This window comes from Streptomyces sp. 11-1-2, from assembly GCF_003595545.1.
GTDB classification, from domain to species: Bacteria; Actinomycetota; Actinomycetes; order Streptomycetales; family Streptomycetaceae; genus Streptomyces; species Streptomyces hygroscopicus_B.
In genome coordinates this window covers 1,729,005-1,750,574 of the sequence record NZ_CP022545.1, presented here as the reverse complement: position 1 = coordinate 1,750,574, position 21,570 = coordinate 1,729,005, and the positions used below count along the sequence as shown (strand labels likewise).

At 73.1% G+C, this 21,570-nt stretch carries 14 protein-coding genes; 2 read left to right on the top strand and 12 right to left on the bottom strand.

Annotated elements, in window-relative coordinates; translation table 11 throughout:
* Positions 1-84 precede the first annotated feature (84 nt).
* The 12 genes from CGL27_RS06875 to CGL27_RS06820 form a co-directional block, all read right to left on the bottom strand.
* The gene (locus tag CGL27_RS06875; protein ID WP_119985289.1) at positions 85-375 is read right to left on the bottom strand and encodes a DUF1876 domain-containing protein; all 291 of its coding nucleotides are present in this window, start codon (positions 373-375) and stop codon (positions 85-87) included.
* Between the two features lie 137 nt (positions 376-512).
* Positions 513-1,124: a hypothetical protein gene (locus tag CGL27_RS06870; RefSeq protein WP_119985287.1), complete on the bottom strand. Its 612-nt coding sequence runs from the start codon at positions 1,122-1,124 to the stop codon at positions 513-515.
* Positions 1,125-1,178: 54 nt separating this feature from the next.
* Positions 1,179-1,676: a carboxymuconolactone decarboxylase family protein gene (locus CGL27_RS06865; RefSeq protein ID WP_119985285.1), complete on the bottom strand. Its 498-nt coding sequence runs from the start codon at positions 1,674-1,676 to the stop codon at positions 1,179-1,181.
* Positions 1,673-2,515, bottom strand: a complete 843-nt coding sequence (locus tag CGL27_RS06860) for an aminotransferase class IV (protein ID WP_078638971.1) — start codon at positions 2,513-2,515, stop codon at positions 1,673-1,675. Before CGL27_RS06860 ends, CGL27_RS06865 begins: the two co-directional genes overlap by 4 nt.
* A 149-nt stretch (positions 2,516-2,664) precedes the next feature.
* Entirely contained in the window at positions 2,665-3,924 is a 1,260-nt protein-coding gene (locus CGL27_RS06855) for an FAD-dependent oxidoreductase (RefSeq protein ID WP_119985283.1), read from the bottom strand.
* Between the two features lies 1 nt (position 3,925).
* Complete coding sequence (locus CGL27_RS06850; protein WP_119985281.1) at positions 3,926-5,515, bottom strand: class I adenylate-forming enzyme family protein; 1,590 nt, start codon at positions 5,513-5,515, stop codon at positions 3,926-3,928.
* Between the two features lie 72 nt (positions 5,516-5,587).
* Positions 5,588-7,144 (bottom strand): AMP-binding protein, encoded by a 1,557-nt coding sequence (locus CGL27_RS06845; protein WP_119994271.1) that lies wholly within the window; start codon positions 7,142-7,144, stop codon positions 5,588-5,590.
* Positions 7,145-7,194: 50 nt separating this feature from the next.
* Positions 7,195-9,507: an aminodeoxychorismate synthase component I gene (gene pabB / locus CGL27_RS06840; protein WP_119985280.1), complete on the bottom strand. Its 2,313-nt coding sequence runs from the start codon at positions 9,505-9,507 to the stop codon at positions 7,195-7,197.
* A 78-nt stretch (positions 9,508-9,585) separates the two neighbouring features.
* Positions 9,586-10,182: a hypothetical protein gene (locus CGL27_RS06835; RefSeq protein ID WP_119985278.1), complete on the bottom strand. Its 597-nt coding sequence runs from the start codon at positions 10,180-10,182 to the stop codon at positions 9,586-9,588.
* A 326-nt stretch (positions 10,183-10,508) separates the two neighbouring features.
* On the bottom strand, positions 10,509-11,771 hold the full coding sequence (rocD, locus tag CGL27_RS06830) for an ornithine--oxo-acid transaminase (protein WP_119985276.1): 1,263 nt from the start codon (positions 11,769-11,771) through the stop codon (positions 10,509-10,511).
* Positions 11,771-12,580, bottom strand: a complete 810-nt coding sequence (gene ddaH, locus CGL27_RS06825; RefSeq protein WP_078638965.1) for a dimethylargininase — start codon at positions 12,578-12,580, stop codon at positions 11,771-11,773. The genes rocD and ddaH overlap by 1 nt, the downstream gene beginning before the upstream one ends.
* 134 nt (positions 12,581-12,714) lie before the next feature.
* A complete protein-coding gene (locus CGL27_RS06820) occupies positions 12,715-13,206 on the bottom strand; it encodes an Lrp/AsnC family transcriptional regulator (protein WP_078638964.1) in 492 nt (163 codons plus the stop codon).
* 521 nt (positions 13,207-13,727) lie between these two features.
* Here CGL27_RS06820 and CGL27_RS06815 point away from each other — a divergent pair.
* On the top strand, positions 13,728-15,083 hold the full coding sequence (locus CGL27_RS06815) for a beta-ketoacyl synthase N-terminal-like domain-containing protein (RefSeq protein WP_119985274.1): 1,356 nt from the start codon (positions 13,728-13,730) through the stop codon (positions 15,081-15,083).
* Between the two features lie 81 nt (positions 15,084-15,164).
* Positions 15,165-21,551, top strand: a complete 6,387-nt coding sequence (locus tag CGL27_RS06810) for a type I polyketide synthase (RefSeq protein ID WP_119985272.1) — start codon at positions 15,165-15,167, stop codon at positions 21,549-21,551.
* The last annotated feature ends 19 nt before the right edge of the window (positions 21,552-21,570 follow it).

Genomic DNA, 21,570 nt, shown 5'->3' with positions numbered 1-21,570 from the left:
GCTCCGTTCCTCCAGCCTTCGCCGAGGCCGTCAGCGCCTGCCGACCTCGCCCCCGAGGTCCGTACTACGGTCGCGTCCGGCTCCTCAGGCGATCCAGCCGTAGCCGGGCCGCGGCCTGCGCGAGGCCGGGGGCGTGCCCACGCTCTCCAGGTCCCGCTCGGCGGCGTGCACCAGCTGCTGCCCCAGGTCGCTGAGCGCCCGCGCGGCGGCGAGCTCATCGCCGATCACGGGCACGTCCTCGTCGTCCGGGTTGCACCGGGCCAGTCCCCGGCCGGTGAGCGCCGCGGACCCGGTGTCCAGCTCGACGCGCGCCGTGGTCCGCCCCTCGTCCTCGGAGAGGTAGAGATGGACCCTCCACTCCACTGTGTGCGACATGGCCTGCTCCTCATCTTCTGGCGGCCGCCTCTGATGGCTTCTGCCTCTGATGGCTTCTGGTGGCTGTGGCCGCTTTCTGGCGGCCTGTGGCCGTTTCTGGTGGCGGCGCACCCCCGTGGAGGCGGCCGGAGCCCCGCTCAGCGGCGGTTCCGGCCGGACCACGCGGGTTCCACCACCTTCCACTCTGCCTCCCATCGCGCGTATCGCCTGCGGTCCAGGGCCCGCCGGACCCGGGCCCGCCCCGTGAACGCGGCCCCGGCCACCGCCGCGGCGGTGACACAGCCGGTGAACCAGCCCATGGTCCGCGCGGTCGCCGGGGAGGAGGGCGCCTGCGCCAGAGTGCCCTCGCGGTTCACCCAGACCCGCACCTCGCCCCCCGAGCCGCCGCCCGACACCGTGGCGGTGCCCGTATGGCGCTCACCGTCATCGGCGACCCAGCGCACCCGCGCCTGCCGCGGCTCCCGCACATCGGAGTGGTCCGGTCCGGGCGGGGCCTCGGCGAGCCGCGCGGTGATCTGGTGCCGCGCCGAGGTCTCGGCGGCCACGACGCGCATCTGGGAGGCGTGCGCCGCGTACCCCGCGCTGATCGAGGCGGCCGGCAGCCCGACCGCGAGGATCAGCACGAACAGCACGGTGCACCAGGACTGGATCCGGTCCGTCCGGCGGCGCAGCGGATTGGGACCCCTGGCCGGACGCCCGGGCAGGGGCGGACGCGGCCCGAATACGCGTCGCGGTCCGTGGGTGTTCATGGTCTGGCCTCCAGCGAGTGCTGACACCGGCGCGCGCTCGCACCGGTGTCGGGGTCAGGAGCGCGGGGCGGGCTGATAGGCGCCGGGCACCATCCGTGCGCTGATCGCCGTGCGGTTGTAGGCGTTGATCACGACGGCGGCCCAGATCACCGCCGTCACCTGCGGTTCGTCGAACACCTCGCGGGCCGCCGCGTAGACCTCGTCCGGCACCTGGCCGTCCTGGACCGAGGTCACCGCCTCGGCCAGGGCGAGCGCGGCCCGCTCCCGCTCGGTGAAGAACGGGGTCTCCCGCCAGGCGCCGAGGGTGTGGATCCGCTGCTCGGTCTCGCCCTGGGCGCGGGCGTCCTTGGTGTGCATGTCCAGGCAGAAGGCGCAGCCGTTGAGCTGCGAGGCGCGGATGCGCACCAGCTCCAGCAGTTCGGGCTCGACCCCCGCCGCCTGCGCCGCCCGCACGGCCGCCCGGTGCAGCTCGCCCATCGCGGCGGAGACCTCGGGGGCGAGGCCCTTCAGATCCAGCCGGGCGGTGGTGCGGGCCGGGGTGGTCGTCGTCATCGGTGAACTCCGTTCGTCGAAACCAGGGGATCGGAAGCGCCGTCGAGCCAGGACTGCCAGGAGCCGGCGCGCAGCGCCGGGCCCGCCCGCAGCGGACGGCCCAGCCAGGCGGTCACCGGACGGATTCCGTGCACCGCGTTGACCAGCCACACCTCACGGCCGTCCAGCTCCTGCACGGTGCGGTTGTGGTGCTCGGTGCGGACGCCCAGCTCGGCCGCCCGGTCCTGGATCAGGGCCGAGGTCACGCCCGCCAGCAGCGGAAGCCCCGGGGGCGGCAGACACAGGACGTCGTCCTCCCACCACAGAACGCTCGCCGTCGTCCCCTCCAGCACCAGCCCGGAGGGGGTGGTGAGCATCAGCTCCTGCGCGCCCCGGGCGGCGGCCCGCTCGCGCAGATGGGCCAGCAGGGGGAGGTCGGGGCCCTTACGGCGGGGATACGACCGCGGATCGAACTCCTCGGTCAGGCAAACAGTCACATTGGCCGTCCGCGGCGGCGCCGGGCGTATCCGCAGGAACAGCCGGGCCGGCTCCGGACCGGCCAGCTCCACCCGTGGGAACCAGCGCTCGGTACGGGGCAGGGCGGCGATCGCCTCGCGCCAGAAGCTCTCGATCCGGGCGGGGGAGTCACCGGACGCCTCGACACACGCGGCGACGAACCGGCGGCGGTGGTGGTCGAGCCCGCGCACCCGTCCGTCGTCGACCAGCCAGGAATCGGCGGCCAGCAGTGCCGCGTCCGGCACCGCCCGGGAGGGCATCAGCCCGCCGTCCTCGCGCCACATCAGCGTCCACTGCTTCTGGTCCGACGCGTCGGCGTGACCGATGTTCTGTGCAGCGACCATGTCCGCTTCCACGTCTCCGTCCCGATGTTGTCCGAAGCTTCCGGTGTTTCCGATGTCCGATGCGTGCTGCCCCGTGTTCCCCGTGCGTGGCCCGGTGTCCGGTGCGCGGTGCCCGGCCGGATTCCTAGCCGCGCTCGCTGGAATGCCGGTCAATAGCCGCGCGCCGGGCCGCCCCGGGGGCCGTAAGGAGCGCGCTCCAGCCACTCCCCGCAGCGGGGGACCACCGGGGCCAGAGTCGCCGCCGCGCGCTGGGCGGCCCGCTTCCACGGCCGGGGCCGCAGATGGTCCAGGGCCGCCCCGGCGGCCTCGCTGTTGTGCAGGGCCGCGCTCCGGCGGGCGGCGGCGTACCCGGCCACCGCCGCGGGTCCCCGCGACGGCTCGGAGCATGCCGCCGACACGGCCTCGGCCGCCGCGACGGCGTCCGCGATCCCGCTGTTCATCCCGCGGGCCCCGAAGGGCGGGAACAGATGCGCGGCCTCACCCGCCAGCAGCACTCGGCCCGACGGATCGGCGAACGACGCGGCCACCTTGCGCACGAAGTGGTACCGCGACACCCACAGCACCCGGTGCGCGCAGTCCTCGCCCACCAGCCGGGGCAGCCAGCGGCGCACCGCCTTCTCGGTGCCGAAGGACTCCGGCGGATCGTCCGCGCGGCACTGCAGATCGATCTGGAAGCCTCCGGTGAACGGCACCCGCAGTACGGTGCGGCCGCCGGTGCCGGGGTGCTCGTAGTGGAAGACCCGCTCGACCGGCAGGTCCCCGCCGGCCGGCTCCGCCACGTCCACGACCACGTGATATCCCTCGGACCGGGTGCCCTCCAGCGGGATGTCCAGCGCCCCGCGCACCCCCGAACGGGCCCCGTCGGCGGCGATCACATGGCCGGCCGTCCAGCTTCCGCCGTCCTTCGCGGTCACCGTCACCTCGTCGCCGTCCGAGCGCACCCCGTGCACCTCGGCGTCGAAGCGGAACTCCACGCCCGCCTCCGTGCACGCCTCGAAGAGGAACCGCTCGGTGTCCACCTGACGCAGGCTGGTGAACGCGGGCAGTGCCGCGGCCCCGTCTCCTGAAGCCCCGTCTCCGGAAATCTCGTCTTCGTAGCCCCCGTCTCCGGCGGCCCGAGGAAAGGTCCGTGCGAACACCTCACGGCCGCGGTAGAGGGTGCGCCGGGTGTGCCAGGTCGTCCCGTACGCCGCGATCCGCGCGCCCAGCCCCGGGCGGGCCCGCTCCAGCAGCCGAAGCGACCGGCGGTGGACGAACAGCGCGCGGCTGCCGGGCCGTACCCGGTCCCGTGCCCCGGCCTCCAGCACCGTGACCGGCAGCCCGGCGGCCCGCAGGGTGAGCGCCGCCGTCATCCCGACCGGCCCGGCGCCCACCACCAGAACCGGCCCGCTCTCCTTCCGCGCCGCCATGTCAGCCACCGACCGGGGCGGTGGACAGGGTGGGCAGCTCACCCGCGGCGAGCAGCCGGGCGATCTCCAGCCGCTTGATCTTCCAGGTGCCGGTGCGCGGCAGATCCTCGAAGCGGCACTGCACCGGCTCGGCCAGCGCCGGAAGATCCCCGGTCGCCTCCCGCCAGCGGGCGGGGTCCAGCGGCTGGTCACCCCGGGTGCACACCACCGGCACCGGCTCCCGCTCCGGACCGTGGACGATGACCACCTCCCGGAGGTCGGCGATCCGCGACAGCAGTTCGTCCTCCACCTCCAGATTGCTGTCCACGGTGGAGATCTGGTCCACCTCACGGTCCAGCAGATACAGCGCGCCCCACCGGTCGCGGTAGCCCATGTCGCCCATCCGCCACCAGCCCCGGTCCACCTGCCGGGCGTAACTCTCCGGCGCGCCGAGATAGGTGAGGATCCGGCCGCGGGTGCGGGCCTCGATGGCCCCCGTCGCCCCCGGCGGGCAGGTGCGGCCCCGCTCGTCCACCACCCGGATCCGGGTGAAGCCGGGGATGCCGGTGCCCACCCGCCGCGCCCGCACCCGGTCCGCGCCCCGCCGGGTGTACCAGCAGAAGGCGATGGGCCCGGTCTCGCTCTGCCCGTACAACTGCATCAGCCGGGGATCGCGGCGCCGGGAGGCGGCGAGCAGCCGCCGTACCGTACGGGGGTGGATGGCGTCGAAGGTGGAGCCGTACGCCCGGACGTTGGACAGCGGCCCGTCCGGCGCGTCGGCCAGGTCCTCCCACAGCACATAGGTGTTGGGATGCGTTTCGACGATGCCGGGGCGGTGTGCCGCCAGCAGCGGGCCGGCGTGGGCCGGGTCGGGATCGACGAGCAGCAGCAGCGGGCTGCCGAAGTGCAGCAGCACACCCAGCAGATGGTAGAAGCGCGAGTGCGCGAACGACATGTGGAGCGCGGCCGGTTCACGGCGGGTGGCCCGGCCCAGCGCCTGCTGGGGTACCAGCCGGTTCCACATGGTGTGCGGGCAGTGCACGGCCAGCTTCGGTATGCCGGTGGTCCCCGAGCTGTGGGTGATCAGCGAGGGCTCACCGGGATGGAGCCGGATGGCCGGGCGGCGCGGCACTCCGGCGAGCGCGGCCAGCGCGGTGGTGTTCCCGGGCGCCTCGTCCACCGTCAGCACGCCCCGGGCCAGAGTGGTGTCCACCGTGCTCAGCGTGGACTCCAGCGTCGCCCGGTCGGTGATCAGCCAGGGGGCGTGCAGCCGGTCCAGCAGCACCGCGGCCACCTGTCCGTCCAGCGAGGGCGACAGCAGCGCCGGGACCGCGCCGATCCGGGAGACGGCACAGGTCAGCAGCACGATGTCGACGTTGTCGCCCTTGAGGATCGCCACATGCTCGCTCGGGCGGACCCCCGCCGACCACAGCCGGGCGGCCAGGTCGTCGACCAGATCGGCCAGATCGGTGTACCCGAGGTCGGTTCCGGCGTCGGGGGCGACGTCCAGTGGCCGGTCCAGGGTCACCCTGACCCTGCCGTGGCGGGCCGCGGCCTCCTGGAACATCAGCCCCAGATAGAACCCGCGCTCGGGGAGCAGCCGCTGCAACATATCGAGGTCCTCATCGTTCGAAGTCGGTCGGGAGGCCGTGCGCTCGGGCGCGGTCGTTGGGCCCGCGGCGCGTCACCAGCGGCCCGTGCGGACGACATGGCGCCGCAGCTTTCCCGTCGGGGTGCGCGGCAACGAGGTCACCAGGCGCACGGTGCGCGGCGCCTTGTAGGCGGCGAGCCGCCGCCGGGCCAGCGCGATCAGCTCGGCTGTCAGCGTCTCCTCGTCGGCCGCCCGGCCGCCCGAGCCGGCCGAGCCGGCCGCCGGTACGACACCCGGGTCGGCCGCCGGTACGACATAGGCGCGCAGCCGGGTCGCGCCCCGCTCGTCGGGGACGGCCGCCACCGCCACCTCCCGCACCGCCGGGTGCTGCCGCAGCACCTCCTCGACCTCCAGCGGCGACACGGTGATCCCGCCGACCATCTCCAGGTCGTCGACCCGGCCCAGATGGCGATAGGTCCCGTCGCGCTCGCGCCGGGCCCGGTCCCGGGTGGCGAGCCAACCGCCGTCCCCCGGGCGGCCGGTGGCCACCGTCGGACCCCGCACCCACAGCTCGCCCTCGGCGGTGCCGTCGGCGCCGTCCGCCACCACGGCGCCCTCGTGGTCCCGTAACTCCAGCTCGAAGCGCGGCACCGGACGGCCGAGGGTGCCGGGCACGTTGTCCCACACCGTGTTGGCGCAGAAGGCGTGGCCCGCCTCGGTGGAGCCGATCTGCTCCAGCACCGGCGCGCCGAGCAGCTCACCGACCCGCTCACCGAGGGCGGGCGGCAGCCCCTCGCCCGCGCTGACCGCCGCGCGGACGGAGGCGAAGCAGGCCGTGTGACCGGTGCCGCGCTCGTCCACCAGGGCGGCGTACGAGGACGGCACCGAGTACAGCAGGGTCACCCGGTGCCGGGCCACGAGGTCGTCGATGAGGGACGGTCCGGGGCGGTCCGCGGTGAGCACGGCGGCCGACCCCGAGAAGAGGGGGAAGGCGAAGGCGTTCCCGAAGCCGTAGGCGTAGAACAGCTTGGACACCGAGAACGACACGTCCGCGGGGCCGATGTCCAGCACCTCCTGCCCGACCAGATCGTGATAGGCGGCCACATCGCCATGGCTGTGGGTCACCGCCTTGGGGCGGCCGGTGGTCCCGGAGGTGTACTGGATGTACAGCGGGGTGGCGGCCGTCACCGGTTCCGCCGCCGGGGCCGGGGCCGCCGCGCCCAGGGTGGCGGGCGGGCCGGTCAGGGCCGAGAGCTGGTCGGCGCCGAGCCAGGGGACGCCCTCGAAGTGGTCCTGGAGATCGGGGCCCGAGACGGCCAGCGCGGCGCGCGAGTCCTCGGCCATGAAGCGGTGGTCGTCGGCGGTGAGCGCGGGATTGACCAGTACCGCCGTCGCGCCCAGCCGGGCGGCGGCCAGAAAGGTGGTCACCCACATGATGCCGTCGGGTAACGCGAGCAGCACCCGGTCACCGGCCGCCACCCCCCGGCCCACCAGCACGGTGGCGGCGCGCTCGGCGCGGTCGTGGACCTCGCCGTGGGTCCAGACCTGGTGGCCTTCGAAGAAGGCGGCCCGGCCGGACCAGCCGCGGCGGTCCGCGAGCGCCGCGAGATGCGCGGCCATATTGGCGGAGACCGTGGGGCCGGTGGGCATGGACGGGGCGGACACCGAAACGGTGGATACCGATAGGGCGGTCATGGCGGTCACCGGCCGGGCTCCTTCGCCGCGGGGGCCGGTGGCGCCGCGGCGGCGGCCACGAGCAGGTCGTCCATCTCCCCGGCTGGCTCCCCGGCGGGGACGGGCTCCACGGCCTTGTAGGCACGCATGGTGGCAGCGGTCTTCAGCAGCATTTCCTCGTACTCCTCGGCCGGATCGGAATCGAGCACGATGGCGCCGCCCGCGCCGATGTGCATCCGGCCGCCGGTGAACACGGCCGTGCGGATGACGATGTTGAGGTCGGCCGCGCCGTTGCAGCTGAGGTAGCCGAGCGCCCCGGAGTAGACACCGCGGGCCTCGGTCTCCAGCGAGTCGATGATCTCCAGCGTGCGCAGCTTGGGGGCGCCGGTCATGGAGCCGCCCGGGAAGCAGGCCCGGACGCAGTCGACGGCGGTCGTCTCCTGGCGCAGCCGGCCACGCACGGTGGAGACCAGTTGGTGGACGGTGGCGTAGGTCTCGGTGTTCATCAGGCGTGGCACATACACGCTGCCCGGTGCGCACACCCGCCCCAGATCGTTGCGGAGCAGGTCCACGATCATCAGGTTCTCGGCGCGGGCCTTGGGGCTGGAGGCGAGGGCGGCGAGCGCCCGCGCGTCCTGCTCCGGGTCCTGACCGCGCGGGGCGGTGCCCTTGATCGGCTTGGCCTCGGCGGTGCCGTCGGAGGTGATGCGCAGAAAGCGCTCGGGGGAGGCGCAGGCCACATCGGTGCCGCCGAACCGCAGATAGGCGGCGTACGGGGCCGGATTGAACCGCCGCAGGGCCCGGTAGAAGGCGTAACTGTCGCTGGGGGCGGGCAGCCAGGCGGCGTTGGTCAGGCAGATCTCATAGCTCACCCCGGCGCGCAGCTCCCGCAGACACGCCTCGATCGAGGCCAGATACCGCTCCCGGTCCCGCACCAGCCAGGGCTCCACGGCGGCCGTGGTGGCGAGGGCGGGCGGCTGCGGGGCGGGGCCGGTGAGCGTCGGCACCCCGCTGAGCACGGTCACGGTGGTGTCCAGCCAGTCCTTCGCCTCCCGGTGGCCGTCGGGGGTGTCCTCGGCGAGGCAGCAGATGTAGGTGACGCCCTCCTGGTGGTCGACCGCGACGAACCGGTCGGCGAAGAGCCAGCAGGCGTCCGGAGTGGCGGACCGGTGGCGGCCGGGGGAGCCGCAGTCGGCCTTGAGCTCGTAGCCGAAGTAGCCCACATAGCCGCCGGTGAAGTCGAAGGGGAGACCGGGGGCGGTCACCCGGCGGCGGGCCAGCTCCCGTTTGAGGTAGTCGAAGACGCTGCCCTCGATCCGGGCGGCGGGCCGTCCCGCCCGCTCGACCTCGCAGACGCCCGTGTCGGTGTCGTAGCGGACGAACTCGGCGAGCGGGCCCGTGCCGTCCCCGAGGAAGGAGAAGCGCGCCTCGCCGGACTCGGCGCGCGAGCTGTCGAGCCAGAACGCGTGCGGCGCCTTCGCGTACAGCCGGGTGAAGGCCGCCTCGGTGTCGGTGGCATCGGCCAGCCACCGGGCGTGCAGCCGGTAGGCGGGGCCTTCCGGGGGCGTCTGCGCCGGGGCGCCCGGGTCGGGGCCGAGCCGCGCCGGCTCCGCTCGGGGGTCCGCTTCCGGGGCCTGAGGGGAGCCCGGCGCGGCGGAAGACCCCGGGGCCGGTTCGGCCGCCGTACGGGCGCGGCGCGGCTCCTCGGCGGAGGCGGGGGCGACGGTCGAGGTCACCGACTCCCCGTTGGCGTGTTCGACGGTCAGATCGCGGAAGTTGCTGAGCATGCGGTGGCCGTATCCGGTCAGCACCGACTCCGGGTGGAACTGGACGCCCCACAGCGGACGGGCCCGGTGCCGCACCCCCATCAGCACACCGTCCTCGGACCAGGCGATGCCCTGCAGCCCCAGCGGCAGCGGCTCGGCCACGCACAGCGAGTGATAGCGAACGGCCGTGAAGTCCTGCGGCAGACCGCGGAACAGCCCGCGCCCGCCGTGTTTGATCCGGGACAGATGCCCGTGCTTCGGTTCGGGCGCGGGCACCACCCGCGCCTGGGCGCCGAGCGCGATTCCCTGGTGCCCCAGGCACACTCCCAGCACCGGAATGGTCGACCGCTCGATCAGCCGGGCGGTGGCGCCGAAGTCCCGTGGATCGGCCGGATGCCCGGGGCCGGGGGAGAGCACGATGTTGTCGAACGCGGTCAGATCGATGTCCGCGCATTCCGGCGCGTCATGGAGAAGCACCTCCGGTTCCTCGCCGTTGACCTCGGTCAGCAGATGAAAGAGGTTGTACGTGTACGAGTCGTGATGATCGACGAGGAGTGTCCTCAGCGATTCCATCCGGATTTGCCTCCTTGCGATGAGAAAACCGGCCGGGGATCACCCGCCCCGGTCGTCGGGCCGCGGCGCGTCGCCCACCTACCGGCGAGCGCGCGGGCCGTCGGCCGCCATCCGCCTGTGACGTCCTCGTATCGACTGAAGCGGCGGGTAGAGCCACTTCTTCAGAATCCGCTGCAGCCGTGGCATGACCAGCCAGGTCACCATCGCGGTCACACCAAGACACAGAGCCAGGGTCCGCAGCAGGAAATTGGTGTCCTTGATGAACGGGATCACCAGCACATTGAAGATGAGGACCGGAGGGAACACCGCACTCAGATTCACCAGCCACAGCTTCCATTTGGGCGGTGGCGGCAGCGGCCGTACCGGCCCCTTGAACCAGTTCTCCAGCCCCGAGGTGCGCTGTGTTCCCTTTTCCTGGACGAAGGGCCCGGTCCGGGATGCCAATCGCGCACGTTCCAGCGAGGAATCCCATGCCCGTGCCGGGCCTTCCGCCTCGAACCGGTAGAGGACATGCCACTCGGAGGAGGCCGAACCGGATCCCATGACCCCGCCTCCGAGATATCCCGGAAGCTTTGCCGCGGCATTGAGCATCTCGATCGCCCAGGCATAGAACTCGCTTTCGCGGCCGGGGTCCACCCGGTATGCGGCAGTCACCGTGACCGGCTCACCGTCCACTCCAGCCGCAACTCCTTTCCGCACCATGACGTTTGCCTTCTCCGCCGCGCCGACCTGCGAGAACCGTCAACTTCCCGTCAGGTCCACCCGGCGAGATGACACGAAGTGTTCCACACCGTGCGATCGGGAACAGTGGAATGCTCAACAACGTACATAAAAACTCGAAAAGGCCGCCGTGACCTGGGCGTTATCTGCGATCCGGCGTTCTCGCGGCACCGCGACAGGGTCGCTGAAAAAGAATCTGCGCGCGGATTGAACATGACGAAGCGCCGGGCCGTATGAAACGTAATGCGGCCCGGCGCTCCTCGTTGCTTTCGATCAATCGCTCAGCCGAGCACCTTCTCCAGCGCCGCCAGCGCCCCCGCCAGCTCCTCACGGGTGATGGTCAGCGGCGGTGCCAGCCGGATCGTCGACCCATGGGTGTCCTTGACCAGGATCCCCTCGGCCATCAGCCGCTCGCTCACCTCGCGCCCGGTGCCGAGGGCGGGGTCCACATCGACACCCGCCCACAGCCCGCGGCAGCGGTAGCCCACAACGCCCTTGCCGGTCAGCCTGGCCAGCCCGGCCTCGAGCACCTCGCCCAACTCCGTCGCGCGGCGCTGGAATTCGCCGGTGCGCAGCAGGTCGACCACGGCCGAGCCGACCGCCGCGGCCAGCGGATTGCCGCCGAAGGTGGAGCCGTGCTCGCCGGGGCCCAGCACTCCGAGCACCGCACGGTCGGCCACGACCGCCGACACCGGCACGATGCCGCCGCCCAGCGCCTTGCCGAGCAGCAGCACATCCGGCAGCACCGACTCGTGCTCGACGGCCAGGGTGGTGCCGGTGCGGCCCAGGCCGGACTGGATCTCATCGGCGATGAACAGCGTCCCGGTGCGCCGGGTCAGCTCGCGCACCCCCCGCAGATAGCCGTCGTCGGGGATGACGACGCCCGCCTCGCCCTGGATGGGCTCGATGAGGACCGCCGCCGTGGTCTCGTCGACGGCGGCCTCCAGCGCCGCGAGGTCGTTGTACGGCACGACCCGGAAGCCCGGGGCGAACGGGCCGAAGCCGTCGCGGGCGACGGGGTCGCTGGAGAAGCCGACGATCGTCGTCGTACGGCCGTGGAAGTTGTCGGCCGCCACCACGATGGTCGCCTGGTCCGGGGCGACGCCCTTGACCTCGTACGCCCACTTGCGGGCGACCTTGATGCCGCTCTCCACCGCCTCCGCGCCGGTGTTCATCGGCAGCACCATGGAGAGCCCGGTGAGCTCGGCCACCCCCTCGGCGAACCCGGCCAGCCGGTCGTTGTGGAAGGCCCGCGAGGTCAGCGTGAGCTGGTCGAGCTGGCGGTGGGCCGCCTCGATGAGCGCCGGATGGCGGTGGCCGAAGTTGAGCGCCGAGTAGCCGGCCAGCATGTCCAGATAGCGGCGTCCCTCGACGTCCCAGACCCAGGTGCCCTCGGCGCGGGCGACGACCACGGGCAGCGGATGGTAGTTGTGCGCGAGCGAGGACTCCTCGGCGCGGATCAGCTCCCGCGAGGAGCGGGCGGCGCGGGCACCGTCCGCCGCGGCGGCGGTGGAACCGGAGGCGGTGGGGATGGTGGCGGTCATCAGCGGATCTCCTGTGTGCAGCACTTGATGCCCCCGCCGGCCTTGTGCAGTTCCGACAGGTCGACGGGGACGGGGACGTAACCGCGGTCGGTGAGCTGGTCGATGAGGCCGGTGGCCCGGGGGGCGACGAAGACATGGCGGCCGTCGGAGACGGAATTGAGCCCGAAGGCCATGGCGTCGTCGCGGGTGGCGATCAGCGCGTCGGGGTAGAGCCGCTCCAGCACCTCACGGCTGCCGGGCGAGAACGCCTCCGGGTAGTAGGCGATGTTCTGGTCGTCGAGGACGAACAGCGCGGTGTCCAGGTGGTAGAAGTACGGGTCCACCAGCAGCAGGCTGATGGTCGGCACCCCGAAGAACTCCTGCACCTCCTGGTGGGCCGCCCGGGTGGTGCGAAAGCCCGTGCCCGCCAGGACGAAGGGCCCGGCCGGCACCAGGTCGCCCTCGCCCTCGCACACCGACTCCGGCGGATGGACGTCGAAACCGTTGGCCTTGAACCACCGTTCGTAGGCGAGCTGTTCCGGCCGGCGCTGCGGTGCGTGGAATCGCGAGCCGAAGACCCGGCCCTCCAGGACGAGGGCCGAGTTCGCCGCGAACACCATGTCCGGCAGCCCCGCCACCGGCTCGATGAATTCGACCCGATGGCCGTGGTCGCGGTAGGCGCGGATCAGCGTCTCCCATTGCGCCCGGGCGAGGTCGGTATCGACCTCGGTGTCCTCACGCATCCAGGGATTGATGGCATACCGCACATCGAAATATCTGGGGGCACAGGTCAAGAAGCGCCTGGGGCGCGGCACGCGCGTAAGGGACACGGAGGATTCCTCTCGCTTCCGCGGGCGACCGGGGGGGATGAATCAACGGTAGAAAACGGAGGAGAGGGGAGACAAGAATGGAAAACTGCGTGTAGGCGCACCGATGCTGCGTGCTGAGGCTGTCTCGCGGCGGTTCATTGCGTCGCGGTGGCGGGTGGCGCCGAACCGGCCTCCGGACTGCCCGTGAGCAGGTGGGACAGCACCATGTAGCTGATCGTCTGGCGGACGAACGGTTCGGCCCGGATGCGCTCCAGCACCTCCTCGAAGTGCTCCACATCGGTGGCCATGACATGCAGCAGGGCGTCCGCGCCGCCGGTCACCGTCATGGCCGCGATGATCTCCGGATAGTTGCGCACGACCTCCGCGAGGCGCCGGGGTGGTGCGGCGCTGTCGCAGTACACCTCGACATACGCCTCGGTCCGCCAGCCGAGGGCGGCCGGGCGCACAGTGGTGGTGAAGCCGGTGATCACATCGGTCTCCCGCATCCGGTCGACACGGCGTTTGACCGCCGAGGCCGAGAGCCCGATCGCGGCGCCGATCTCCGTGAAGCTGGTCCTGGCATTGGCGACCAGTGCCGCGACGATCTTGCGGTCCAGATCGTCGAACAGTGGGGGCGGATATGTCATCTTTTGTCGTCCTTTACGGTTTCTGCCCCATGCGTGAAGGGCTCTTCCGTGCTTTCAAACCGCCCCCCACTCATTGAATGCCTGAGGCGCCTTTTTCTGTACGCTCTTTCAGAAAGATTCCACCAGAGGGGGGCGTGAACCGGGGCGCGAGCCCCTTCTTTCCAGGGGTCGCGCGGCACGGGCTCCGGGGGTACAAGAGTGGTGCGCCGGACCGGCCGAATCCACCTCGGTGATGCGATACCACCTACCGGCCCATGTCTCCCCGGGCGTACCGTCATCTATTCCACCCGTCCTTTCCGAAAGATGAGCGACTCCCGAACGGAGACGACTCACCATCCAACGGGGAAAGGCTTCGAGTACGCCCAACGCCGCGCCGTACGCGCCGAATTCGCCGATGAACCGATTCCGGCCCACCGACGGTGCCACCGCGCTTTCGGCGACGTGCCATACCGACGGGTCCGTACTCCGGTGGGAGCGAAAGGGACCACCGTCATGACTCTTTCCAGATCCGGCAGGGTGTCGTGAGCCCGCGCCACCACCCATCCCACCCATCCCGCCCGGCTCCGGGCGGCGCCGGGAACGCCCGGGACGCCGTCGTCACCGGCCTCGGCTTCTGCCTTCCGGGCGGCGCCGAACCCGTCTTCACCGCGGCCCAGGTGTGGGACATCGCCTCCCAGGGCCGCACCGTCCTCGACCGGCTGAACAGCCACTACGGCTCGGTCCACCTGAGCGCCGGGCAGTTCGCGGAGCGACTCCCCGACATCCCCGAGTTCTTCTCCCGCCACTACACCAACGCCCACCGGTACGGCCTGGTCTCTCTCGTCGAGGCGTGCGCCGACGCCGAACTCGACCTGGCCGCCGGTGATCTGTCCGAGGCGGCCCTGCTCGTCGGCCGCGGCAGCGTGGACGCCAATGTGGACAGCTATCTCACCCTGCTCGGCATCGACCCCGACTCCACCACCGCCTTCGACGCCCTGGAGATGTTCGTCGCGGCCGAACAGGCCGTGTCCCCCTCCGATGTGGCCGTCGTCCAGGGCGCGCTGACCCGGACCGTCGGCCCCTGCTTCACCGTGTCCTGCGGCTGCGCCTCCGCCGCCGTGCAGATCGGCAACGCCCGCCGCCTCATCGCGACCGGCGAGACCGACCTCGCGGTGGTGACCGGCGTCGACGTCTTCAACGTCGGCCTGATCCAGAAGGGGCAGCGGCTGCTGCGCGGCGCACAGCACGCCTACGACGGGATGGACGCCGCCGGAATGCCCGATCTGCTGCCGTCTTTCGACTCCCTGATGCGCCCCTACGACCGGCGCGCCGACTGCATCAACCACGGCGAGGGATCCGCCACCGTGATCCTGGAAAGCAGGCAGCACGCCGCTCGCCGCGGCGCCCACCTCTACGGCCAGGTGCTCGCCGCCGCCATGACCCGCGACGGCCTGGCCAACCCGCTCGCCGCCGACGAGACCGGTGCGCAGCTCGCCAGGGCCGTCCGCCTCTGCCTGGGCGACCGATGGCGGATCGAGCAGGTGCCGTACATCAACGGCGCCAGCGACGGCGGCGCCGCCGTCACCGCCCTTGAGGCCAACACCATCCGCGAGCTCTACGGCCCCGACTCCACCGTGCTGATGTCCTCCCAGGAGGGATGCTTCGGCCACCACGGAGCGGCCTCCGGCTGCGTCGGCCTCGCCCTGACCCTGATGATGACGGAGTTCGGCGAGGTGTGCCCCACGGCCAACTGCGAACAGCCCGTGGACGGGCTCCCCTTCGACCCTGTCCCCGGCACCCGTACCCGGCCCCTCGACTTCGACCACGCGCTCAGCTTCAACTACCAGATCGGTGGCGTGAAGCACGCGATGCTGCTGGGCGGCCCGGACACCACCTGAGTCCGTACACCCCGCGGCGATCTCCACCCCACGGCCCCCGCGGCCCCCACCCCGGGTCGAGCACCACCCACGGAGACCCCGATGAGTCAGCACACACCCGCCTCCAGCCGTTCCCCCGGCCGCATCGCCATCGTCGGCATGGGCTGCCGGCTTCCCGGTGACACCGACTCGCCCGCCGCCCTGTGGCGGCTGCTGGCCGACGGACGCGACGCCGTCGCCGAACCGCCCGCCGAGCGCGCCGCGCTCTGGGCGGCCGACCCCACGACGACCGCCCGGCCCGAGTCCGCGCCGCCCGTCCGCGGCGGATATCTGCGCGACGTGTCCGGTTTCGATGCCGACTTCTTCGGCGTCTCCGGGCGCGAGGCCGACATCCTCGACCCCCAGCACCGGTTACTGCTCGAAGTGGCCTGGGAGGCCCTGGAACACGCCGGGATGCCACCCGACCGGCTCGGCTCCACCGCCACCGGCGTCTTCGCCGGGCTCAGCTACAACGACTACATGAACCGGCTCGACCGGCACCCCCGCGAGCTGGAGGGCTCCGCCCTGGCCAACGGGCACTGCGTCGCCACCGGCCGGATCTCCTACCTCCTCGGTTTCCACGGCCCCTCCATGGCCCTGGACACCGCGTGCTCGTCCTCCCTGGTCGCCGTCCACCTGGCGGTCCAGGCGCTGCGCGCCGGGGAATGCGATCTGGCCCTGGCCGGCGGGGTCACCCTGATGTTCGAGCCGCGGATCACCCGCTCGTTCGACCGGATGGGCATGCTCTCGCACACCGGCCACTGCCACGCCTTCGACGCCGCCGCCGACGGTTTCGTCCGCGGCGAGGGCTGCGGCATCGTCGTCCTCAAACGCCTCACCGACGCCGTGCGCGACGGGGACCGGATCCTGGCCGTGCTGCGCGGCTCGGCCGTCAACCAGGACGGCCACTCCGACGGGCTCGCCGCACCCTCGGCCACCGCCCAGCGCGCCCTGTACGAGGAGGCGCTCGGCCGCGCCGGGGTCGACCCCGGCGATGTCGGGATGGTCGAGGCCCACGGCACCGGCACCCCCGTCGGCGACCCGGTCGAATTCGCCAGCCTCGCCCAGGTCTACGGAACCGGCCGCGACCGCTGCGCCCTCGCCTCGGTCAAGACCAACCTGGGCCATCTGGAGCCCGCCGCCGGGGTCACCGGCCTGATCAAGGCCGTGCTGTGCCTGGGCCGTGGACTCATCCCGCCCAATCTGCACTTCACCCGGTGGAACCCCACCATCGACGCCGACGGCACCCGCCTCTTCATCCCCCGCGAGCTCATCCCCTGGCCGGTGCGCACCGGCCCGCGGCTGGCCGCCGTGTCCTCCTTCGGCTTCTCCGGGACCAACGCCCATGTGGTGCTGGAACAACCCCCCGCCGCCCCCGCACCCGCCTCCCGCCCCGCACCGCGGCGGCCCCGGCCCGCCACCCGCGCCGTTCCGCAGGTGTTCCTCGTCCCCGCCGGGTCCCCGGCCGCGCTGCCATCCGCCGCGCGGCGGATGGCGGACTGGCTGGAGGGCGACGGCGCGGACGCCCCGCTGCGCGACATCGCCCACACCCTGGCGCTGCGCCGCGGCGCCGGCCGCGGACGGCTCGGCGTCACCACCGCCTCCCGCGCCGAACTCATCGGCGCCCTGAGGGCGTTCGCCACCGGTCAGGCCCACCCCGCCGTGGTCACCGGCGCCGTGGGCGCCGAGGTCTCCCGCCGGCCGATCTGGGTGTTCTCCGGACAGGGCTCCCAGTGGCCCGGCATGGGACGGCGGCTGCTGGAGAGCGAACCGGCCTTCGCCGAGGCGCTCGCCGAGGCTGATGCCCTCATCGCCGCCGAGTCCGGATTCTCGGTGCTCGACATCGTCCGCTCCGGCGCTCCGGTGACCGGCTGCGACCGGGTGCAGCCCGTGCTGTTCGCCCTGCAGACCGCGCTCGCCGCCACCTGGCGCGCCCACGGCGTGCAGCCCGCCGGGGTCATCGGCCACTCCATGGGCGAGGTCGCCGCCGCAGTGGTGGCCGGAGCGCTCTCCCCGGCCGACGGGGCCAAGGTGATCTGCCGCCGCTCCGCCCTGCTCACCCGCGTCGCCGGGAACGGCACCATGGCCACGGTGGACCTCGGCGCCGACGAGGTACAGGCCGAACTCGACACCGGCGGCGCCGCGGCAGCGGTCACCGTCGCGGTCATGGCCGCGCCCGGCTCCACCGTGGTGGCCGGGGACACCGCCCACGTCGAACGGCTCGTCGCCGGCTGGCAGGCCCGCTCCGTGCCCGCCGCGCTGATCGCCGTGGACGTCGCCTCGCACTCACCCCAGGTGGACCCGCTCCTGGCCGATCTGCGCACCGCCCTGGCCGACCTCACCCCCCGCCGCCCGGACGTGCCCTTCTACACCACCGTCCTCGACGATCCGCACACCCCGCCCGCCTTCGACGCCGAGTACTGGTGTGCCAATCTGCGCCACCCGGTCCGGTTCTCCGCGGCCGTCGCCGCCGCCGCGGCCGACCGCCACCTGGTGTACGTCGAAATATCCCCCCACCCGGTCATCACCCACCCCGTCCTGCGCGGTCTTGCCGGTCTGGTGGAGGACCCCGTCGTCCTGCCCACCCTCCGCCGCGACGAGGACGAGCCGGCCACGTTCCGGACCCAGCTGGCCGCGCTGCACTGCGCGGGCGTCCCCGTCGACTGGTCCGTGCTGTACGCGGACGCCGCCCTCGCCGACGTACCGCCCATCACCTTCGACCGCACCCGCCACTGGGCCGACGCCCCGCTCGCCGCGCCCTCCGACGCCTCGCTCGACGCAAGCCCGGCCGGTGCGCTGCCCGGCGCGCATCTGGAGATGCCCGGCGAACCCGTGCGCCACTCCTGGCGCGCCCGCACCGGCACCGCGGCCCTGCCCTGGCTCGACGACCACCGGGTGCACGACGCGCCCGTGCTGCCCGGCGCGGCCTCCTACGCCCTCGCACTCACCGCCGCCTGCGAGGTGTTCGGCGCCGAGCCCGAGGAGGTCGAGGTCACCGATCTGCACTTCCGCGAACTGCTGCGGCTCGCCGACCACACCGAGCTCTCCACCACGGTGACCATCGCCGCCGTCGACCGCGCCGAATGCGAGATCTTCGGACGCGGCGAGGACGGCGCCTGGGTGCGGCAGGCCACCGCGGTGCTCCGCAGACTCGCCGCACCGGCGCACTCGCGCGCCGCGTCCGTCCGGACCCTCGCCCTGCGCCATCCGCTGCCCGTCGAGGCCGACGCCCTCTACGCCAATCTGCGGGCCCGGGGCGTGGCACACGGACCGGCTTTCCAGGGCATCACCGAAGTGTCCGCCGCCCGCCACGGCAACAGCTTCTGGGCCCGAGTACGGATCCCCGAGGCCGCCCGCGCCCCCGGACACGGTCTGCGCATCCACCCCGTCCTCGTCGACCTGTGCGCCCAACTCCTTCTCGCCGGGCTGCTCGACGAGGACGACCGGCGGCTGCTGCTGCCCGCGCGGATGCAGAGCGTACGTGTCCTCGGCGACCCCGAGACCGCCGTGTACTGCCACGCCCGGCTCGCCGAGACCACCCCCGGGGCCACCGTCGGGCACGTCCGCCTGCTCGACGCGGTCGGCCGGCCGGTCCTGGCCGTCGACGGGCTGCGGATCGTCCACAGCGCCGCCGCGGACCGCATGGCCGAGGTCGACCAGTGGTTCCTCGAGGTCGGCTGGCGGCGCGCCACCCGGCCCGCGGTCACCCGGCCCCCGGGACGGTGGCTGATCGTCGGGGAGGCGGACGGCACCGCCCGCCCGGTGGCCGCCGCCCTGCGCGACGCCGGCGCCACCGCCCGGGTGTGGGAGACGCCCCTGGCCGACGAGGGGCTCGACGCCTTCCGTGACGCCCTCACCAGCCGGCTCACCCGCCCCGGAGACCGGCCGCGCGCCGTGGTGCTCCTGTGCGGCCCGCGCCCCGCCGATGGCGGTGCGCGGGATGGACTGCGCCGCACCCGCCGGCTGCTCGCCGCCGCCCAGGCGCTCACCGCCCGCTTCCCCGAACCGCCCCGCCTCTACGCCGCCACCTGCGGCGCCCGCACCGTGACCCCCGGTGACCTGGCCGACCCCGGACAGAGCCCGCTGCGCGGACTCGTGCGGGTGCTCGCCCTGGAACACCCCGAGCTGCGGGCCACCTTGGTGGACACCGACCCGGCCGCCCCCGACGAGCTCGCGGAAACCCTCGCCGCCGAACTCCTCGCCGACGGCCACGAGGAGGAGATCGCACTGCGCGACAGCGCCCGCTACACCGCCGAGCTCGACTACGCGCCCCTCACCGACACCGAACGCACCACCGCATCCGCCCGCACCGTGCGCTGCGGCACCGACGGCTTCCGGCTGCGCGCCGGCCGCCTCGGCGACCTCGGCAGCCTGGAGCTCACCACCGCGCCCCGCCGCCGGCCCGGGCCCGGTGAGGTGGAGCTGCGGGTGCTCGCCGCGGGCCTGAACTTCCGCGATGTCCTCACCGCCATGGGTCTGCTCCCCGGCGACGAGAACATCCGCTACCGGCTCGGCTTCGAATGCGCGGGTGAGGTGAGCGCGGTCGGCCCCGGTGTCGACCATCTCCGCGCCGGTGACCGGGTGGTGGCGGCCGATGTGCACGGTGGCGCCTTCGGATCGTTCACCGTCGTCCCCGCCGACCGCACCGCATCTCTCCCCGAGGGCCTCGCCCCGGACACCGCCGCCGGGCTGCCGATCGCGTTCCTCACCGCCTGGTACGCGCTGCGCCACGTCGGCCAGGTGACCGCGGGGGAGCGGGTGCTGATCCACTCGGCCACCGGCGGCACCGGGCTCGCGGCCATCGCGGTCGCCCGGCTGCTGGGCGCCGAGGTGCTGGCCACGGCGGGCAGCGAGGAGAAACGGCGCTTCCTGCGGGCCATGGGCATCGCCCATGTGATGGACTCCCGGTCGCTGGACTTCCGTGACGAGGTCAAGGAGGCCACCGGAGGCGAGGGCGTCGACGTCGTGCTCAACTCCCTCGCCGGATCGGCCATCCGGGCCGGGCTGGAGTGTCTGCGCCCCTTCGGCCGCTTCATCGAACTCGGCGTCCGCGACATCCTCTCCGACGCCCCGCTCGGACTCTCCCCGCTGCGCCACAACATCACCTTCTCCACCGTGGACCTGAGAGAGCTGCAACTGGCCCGCCCGCAGGTGTACGCCGCGATGCTGCGCGAGGTGCTCGCCGCGATCACCGAGGGCCGTCTGAGGCCACTGCGCTGCACCACCTATCCGCTGGCGGAGGTCACCGACGCGTTCCGGCTGATGGCCGGCGCCCGCCACATCGGCAAACTGGTGCTGACCATCCCGCAGGAGGGCCAGGTCGACGCCGTCCTGCCCGATGGACCGCTGACGGTACGCGAGGGCGGTACGTACATCGTCACCGGCGGCCTTGGCGGTCTCGGGCTCGCCACCGCGTGCTGGCTGGCCCGGCAGGGCGCGGGCCACCTGGTGCTGAGCGGGCGTACCGCACCGGTCGGCGCCGCCGCGCGGACGCTCGCCGAACTCTCCGCCGCCGGCACCAGGATCACCGTCGTCACCGGCGACATCAGCCACCCGGGCACGGCCGACCGGCTCGTGGCCGCCGCCACCGCCCCCGACGGGGCCTCGCTGAACGGTGTCGTCCACAGCGCGATGATCCTCGACGACGCGGCCGTGGCCAACATCCGAGAGGACCAGTTGGGCCGCGTATGGGCGCCGAAGGTCACCGGGGCGTGGCGGCTGCACCAGGCCACCGAGGGACACCGGCTCGACTGGTTCGCGGTGTACTCCTCGATGGCGTCGCTGCTCGGCAACGCCGGACAGGGCGCCTACGCGGCCGCCAACGCCTGGCTGGACGGCTTCGCCGCATGGCGCTCGGCACACAGCCTGCCCACCCTCGCGGTCAACTGGGGCCCGTGGGGCGAGACCGGAGTGGCCACCGGCTTCGCCGACCTCGGCTATCAGACGATCCCCACCGAGCAGGGGCTCGGCGCGCTCGGCGCCCTGCTGGCCCACCGGCGGGTGCAGACCGGTGTGATCCCCGGCGAACCGGCCACCTGGATCCCCGCCGCCGGCCGCCGGTCCGCCCTGTTCGCCCCGCTCCTCCCCGGGGAGGACACTCCGGTGGCCGCCCGGGAGAGCACCGACGACATCCGAGCCCGGCTGGCCGCACTCCCCGCGGGGCCGGCCCGCCGCACCGCGCTGGAGTCCTATCTGACCGACCACATCCGTGCCGTGCTGCGGCTCAGCGGCGCCACCCTCGATCCGCAGACCCCCCTGAGGTCACTGGGGTTCGACTCACTGCTCGCGATGGAGCTGCGGGTGCGCCTGGAGACGGGGCTGAACATCAAGCTCGCGGGCAACTTCGTCTGGCGGCATCCGACCCTGGAGGCCCTGGCCGCGGGACTCGCCCAGCAACTGGGGCTCGATCCGGCGGACCGGCCGGAGGAGCGGCTGGGCGCCCCGGGCTGACGGGCCGCGGGACCTACGG

Coding starts and splice junctions, on each gene's coding strand:
- CGL27_RS06875 (WP_119985289.1), bottom strand. CDS start 375: ATGTCGCACACAGTGGAGTGGAGGGTCCATCTCTACCTCTCCGAGGAC.
- CGL27_RS06870 (WP_119985287.1), bottom strand. CDS start 1,124: ATGAACACCCACGGACCGCGACGCGTATTCGGGCCGCGTCCGCCCCTG.
- CGL27_RS06865 (WP_119985285.1), bottom strand. CDS start 1,676: ATGACGACGACCACCCCGGCCCGCACCACCGCCCGGCTGGATCTGAAG.
- CGL27_RS06860 (WP_078638971.1), bottom strand. CDS start 2,515: ATGGTCGCTGCACAGAACATCGGTCACGCCGACGCGTCGGACCAGAAG.
- CGL27_RS06855 (WP_119985283.1), bottom strand. CDS start 3,924: ATGGCGGCGCGGAAGGAGAGCGGGCCGGTTCTGGTGGTGGGCGCCGGG.
- CGL27_RS06850 (WP_119985281.1), bottom strand. CDS start 5,515: ATGTTGCAGCGGCTGCTCCCCGAGCGCGGGTTCTATCTGGGGCTGATG.
- CGL27_RS06845 (WP_119994271.1), bottom strand. CDS start 7,144: ATGCCCACCGGCCCCACGGTCTCCGCCAATATGGCCGCGCATCTCGCG.
- pabB (WP_119985280.1), bottom strand. CDS start 9,507: ATGGAATCGCTGAGGACACTCCTCGTCGATCATCACGACTCGTACACG.
- rocD (WP_119985276.1), bottom strand. CDS start 11,771: ATGACCGCCACCATCCCCACCGCCTCCGGTTCCACCGCCGCCGCGGCG.
- CGL27_RS06820 (WP_078638964.1), bottom strand. CDS start 13,206: ATGACATATCCGCCCCCACTGTTCGACGATCTGGACCGCAAGATCGTC.
- CGL27_RS06810 (WP_119985272.1), top strand. CDS start 15,165: ATGAGTCAGCACACACCCGCCTCCAGCCGTTCCCCCGGCCGCATCGCC.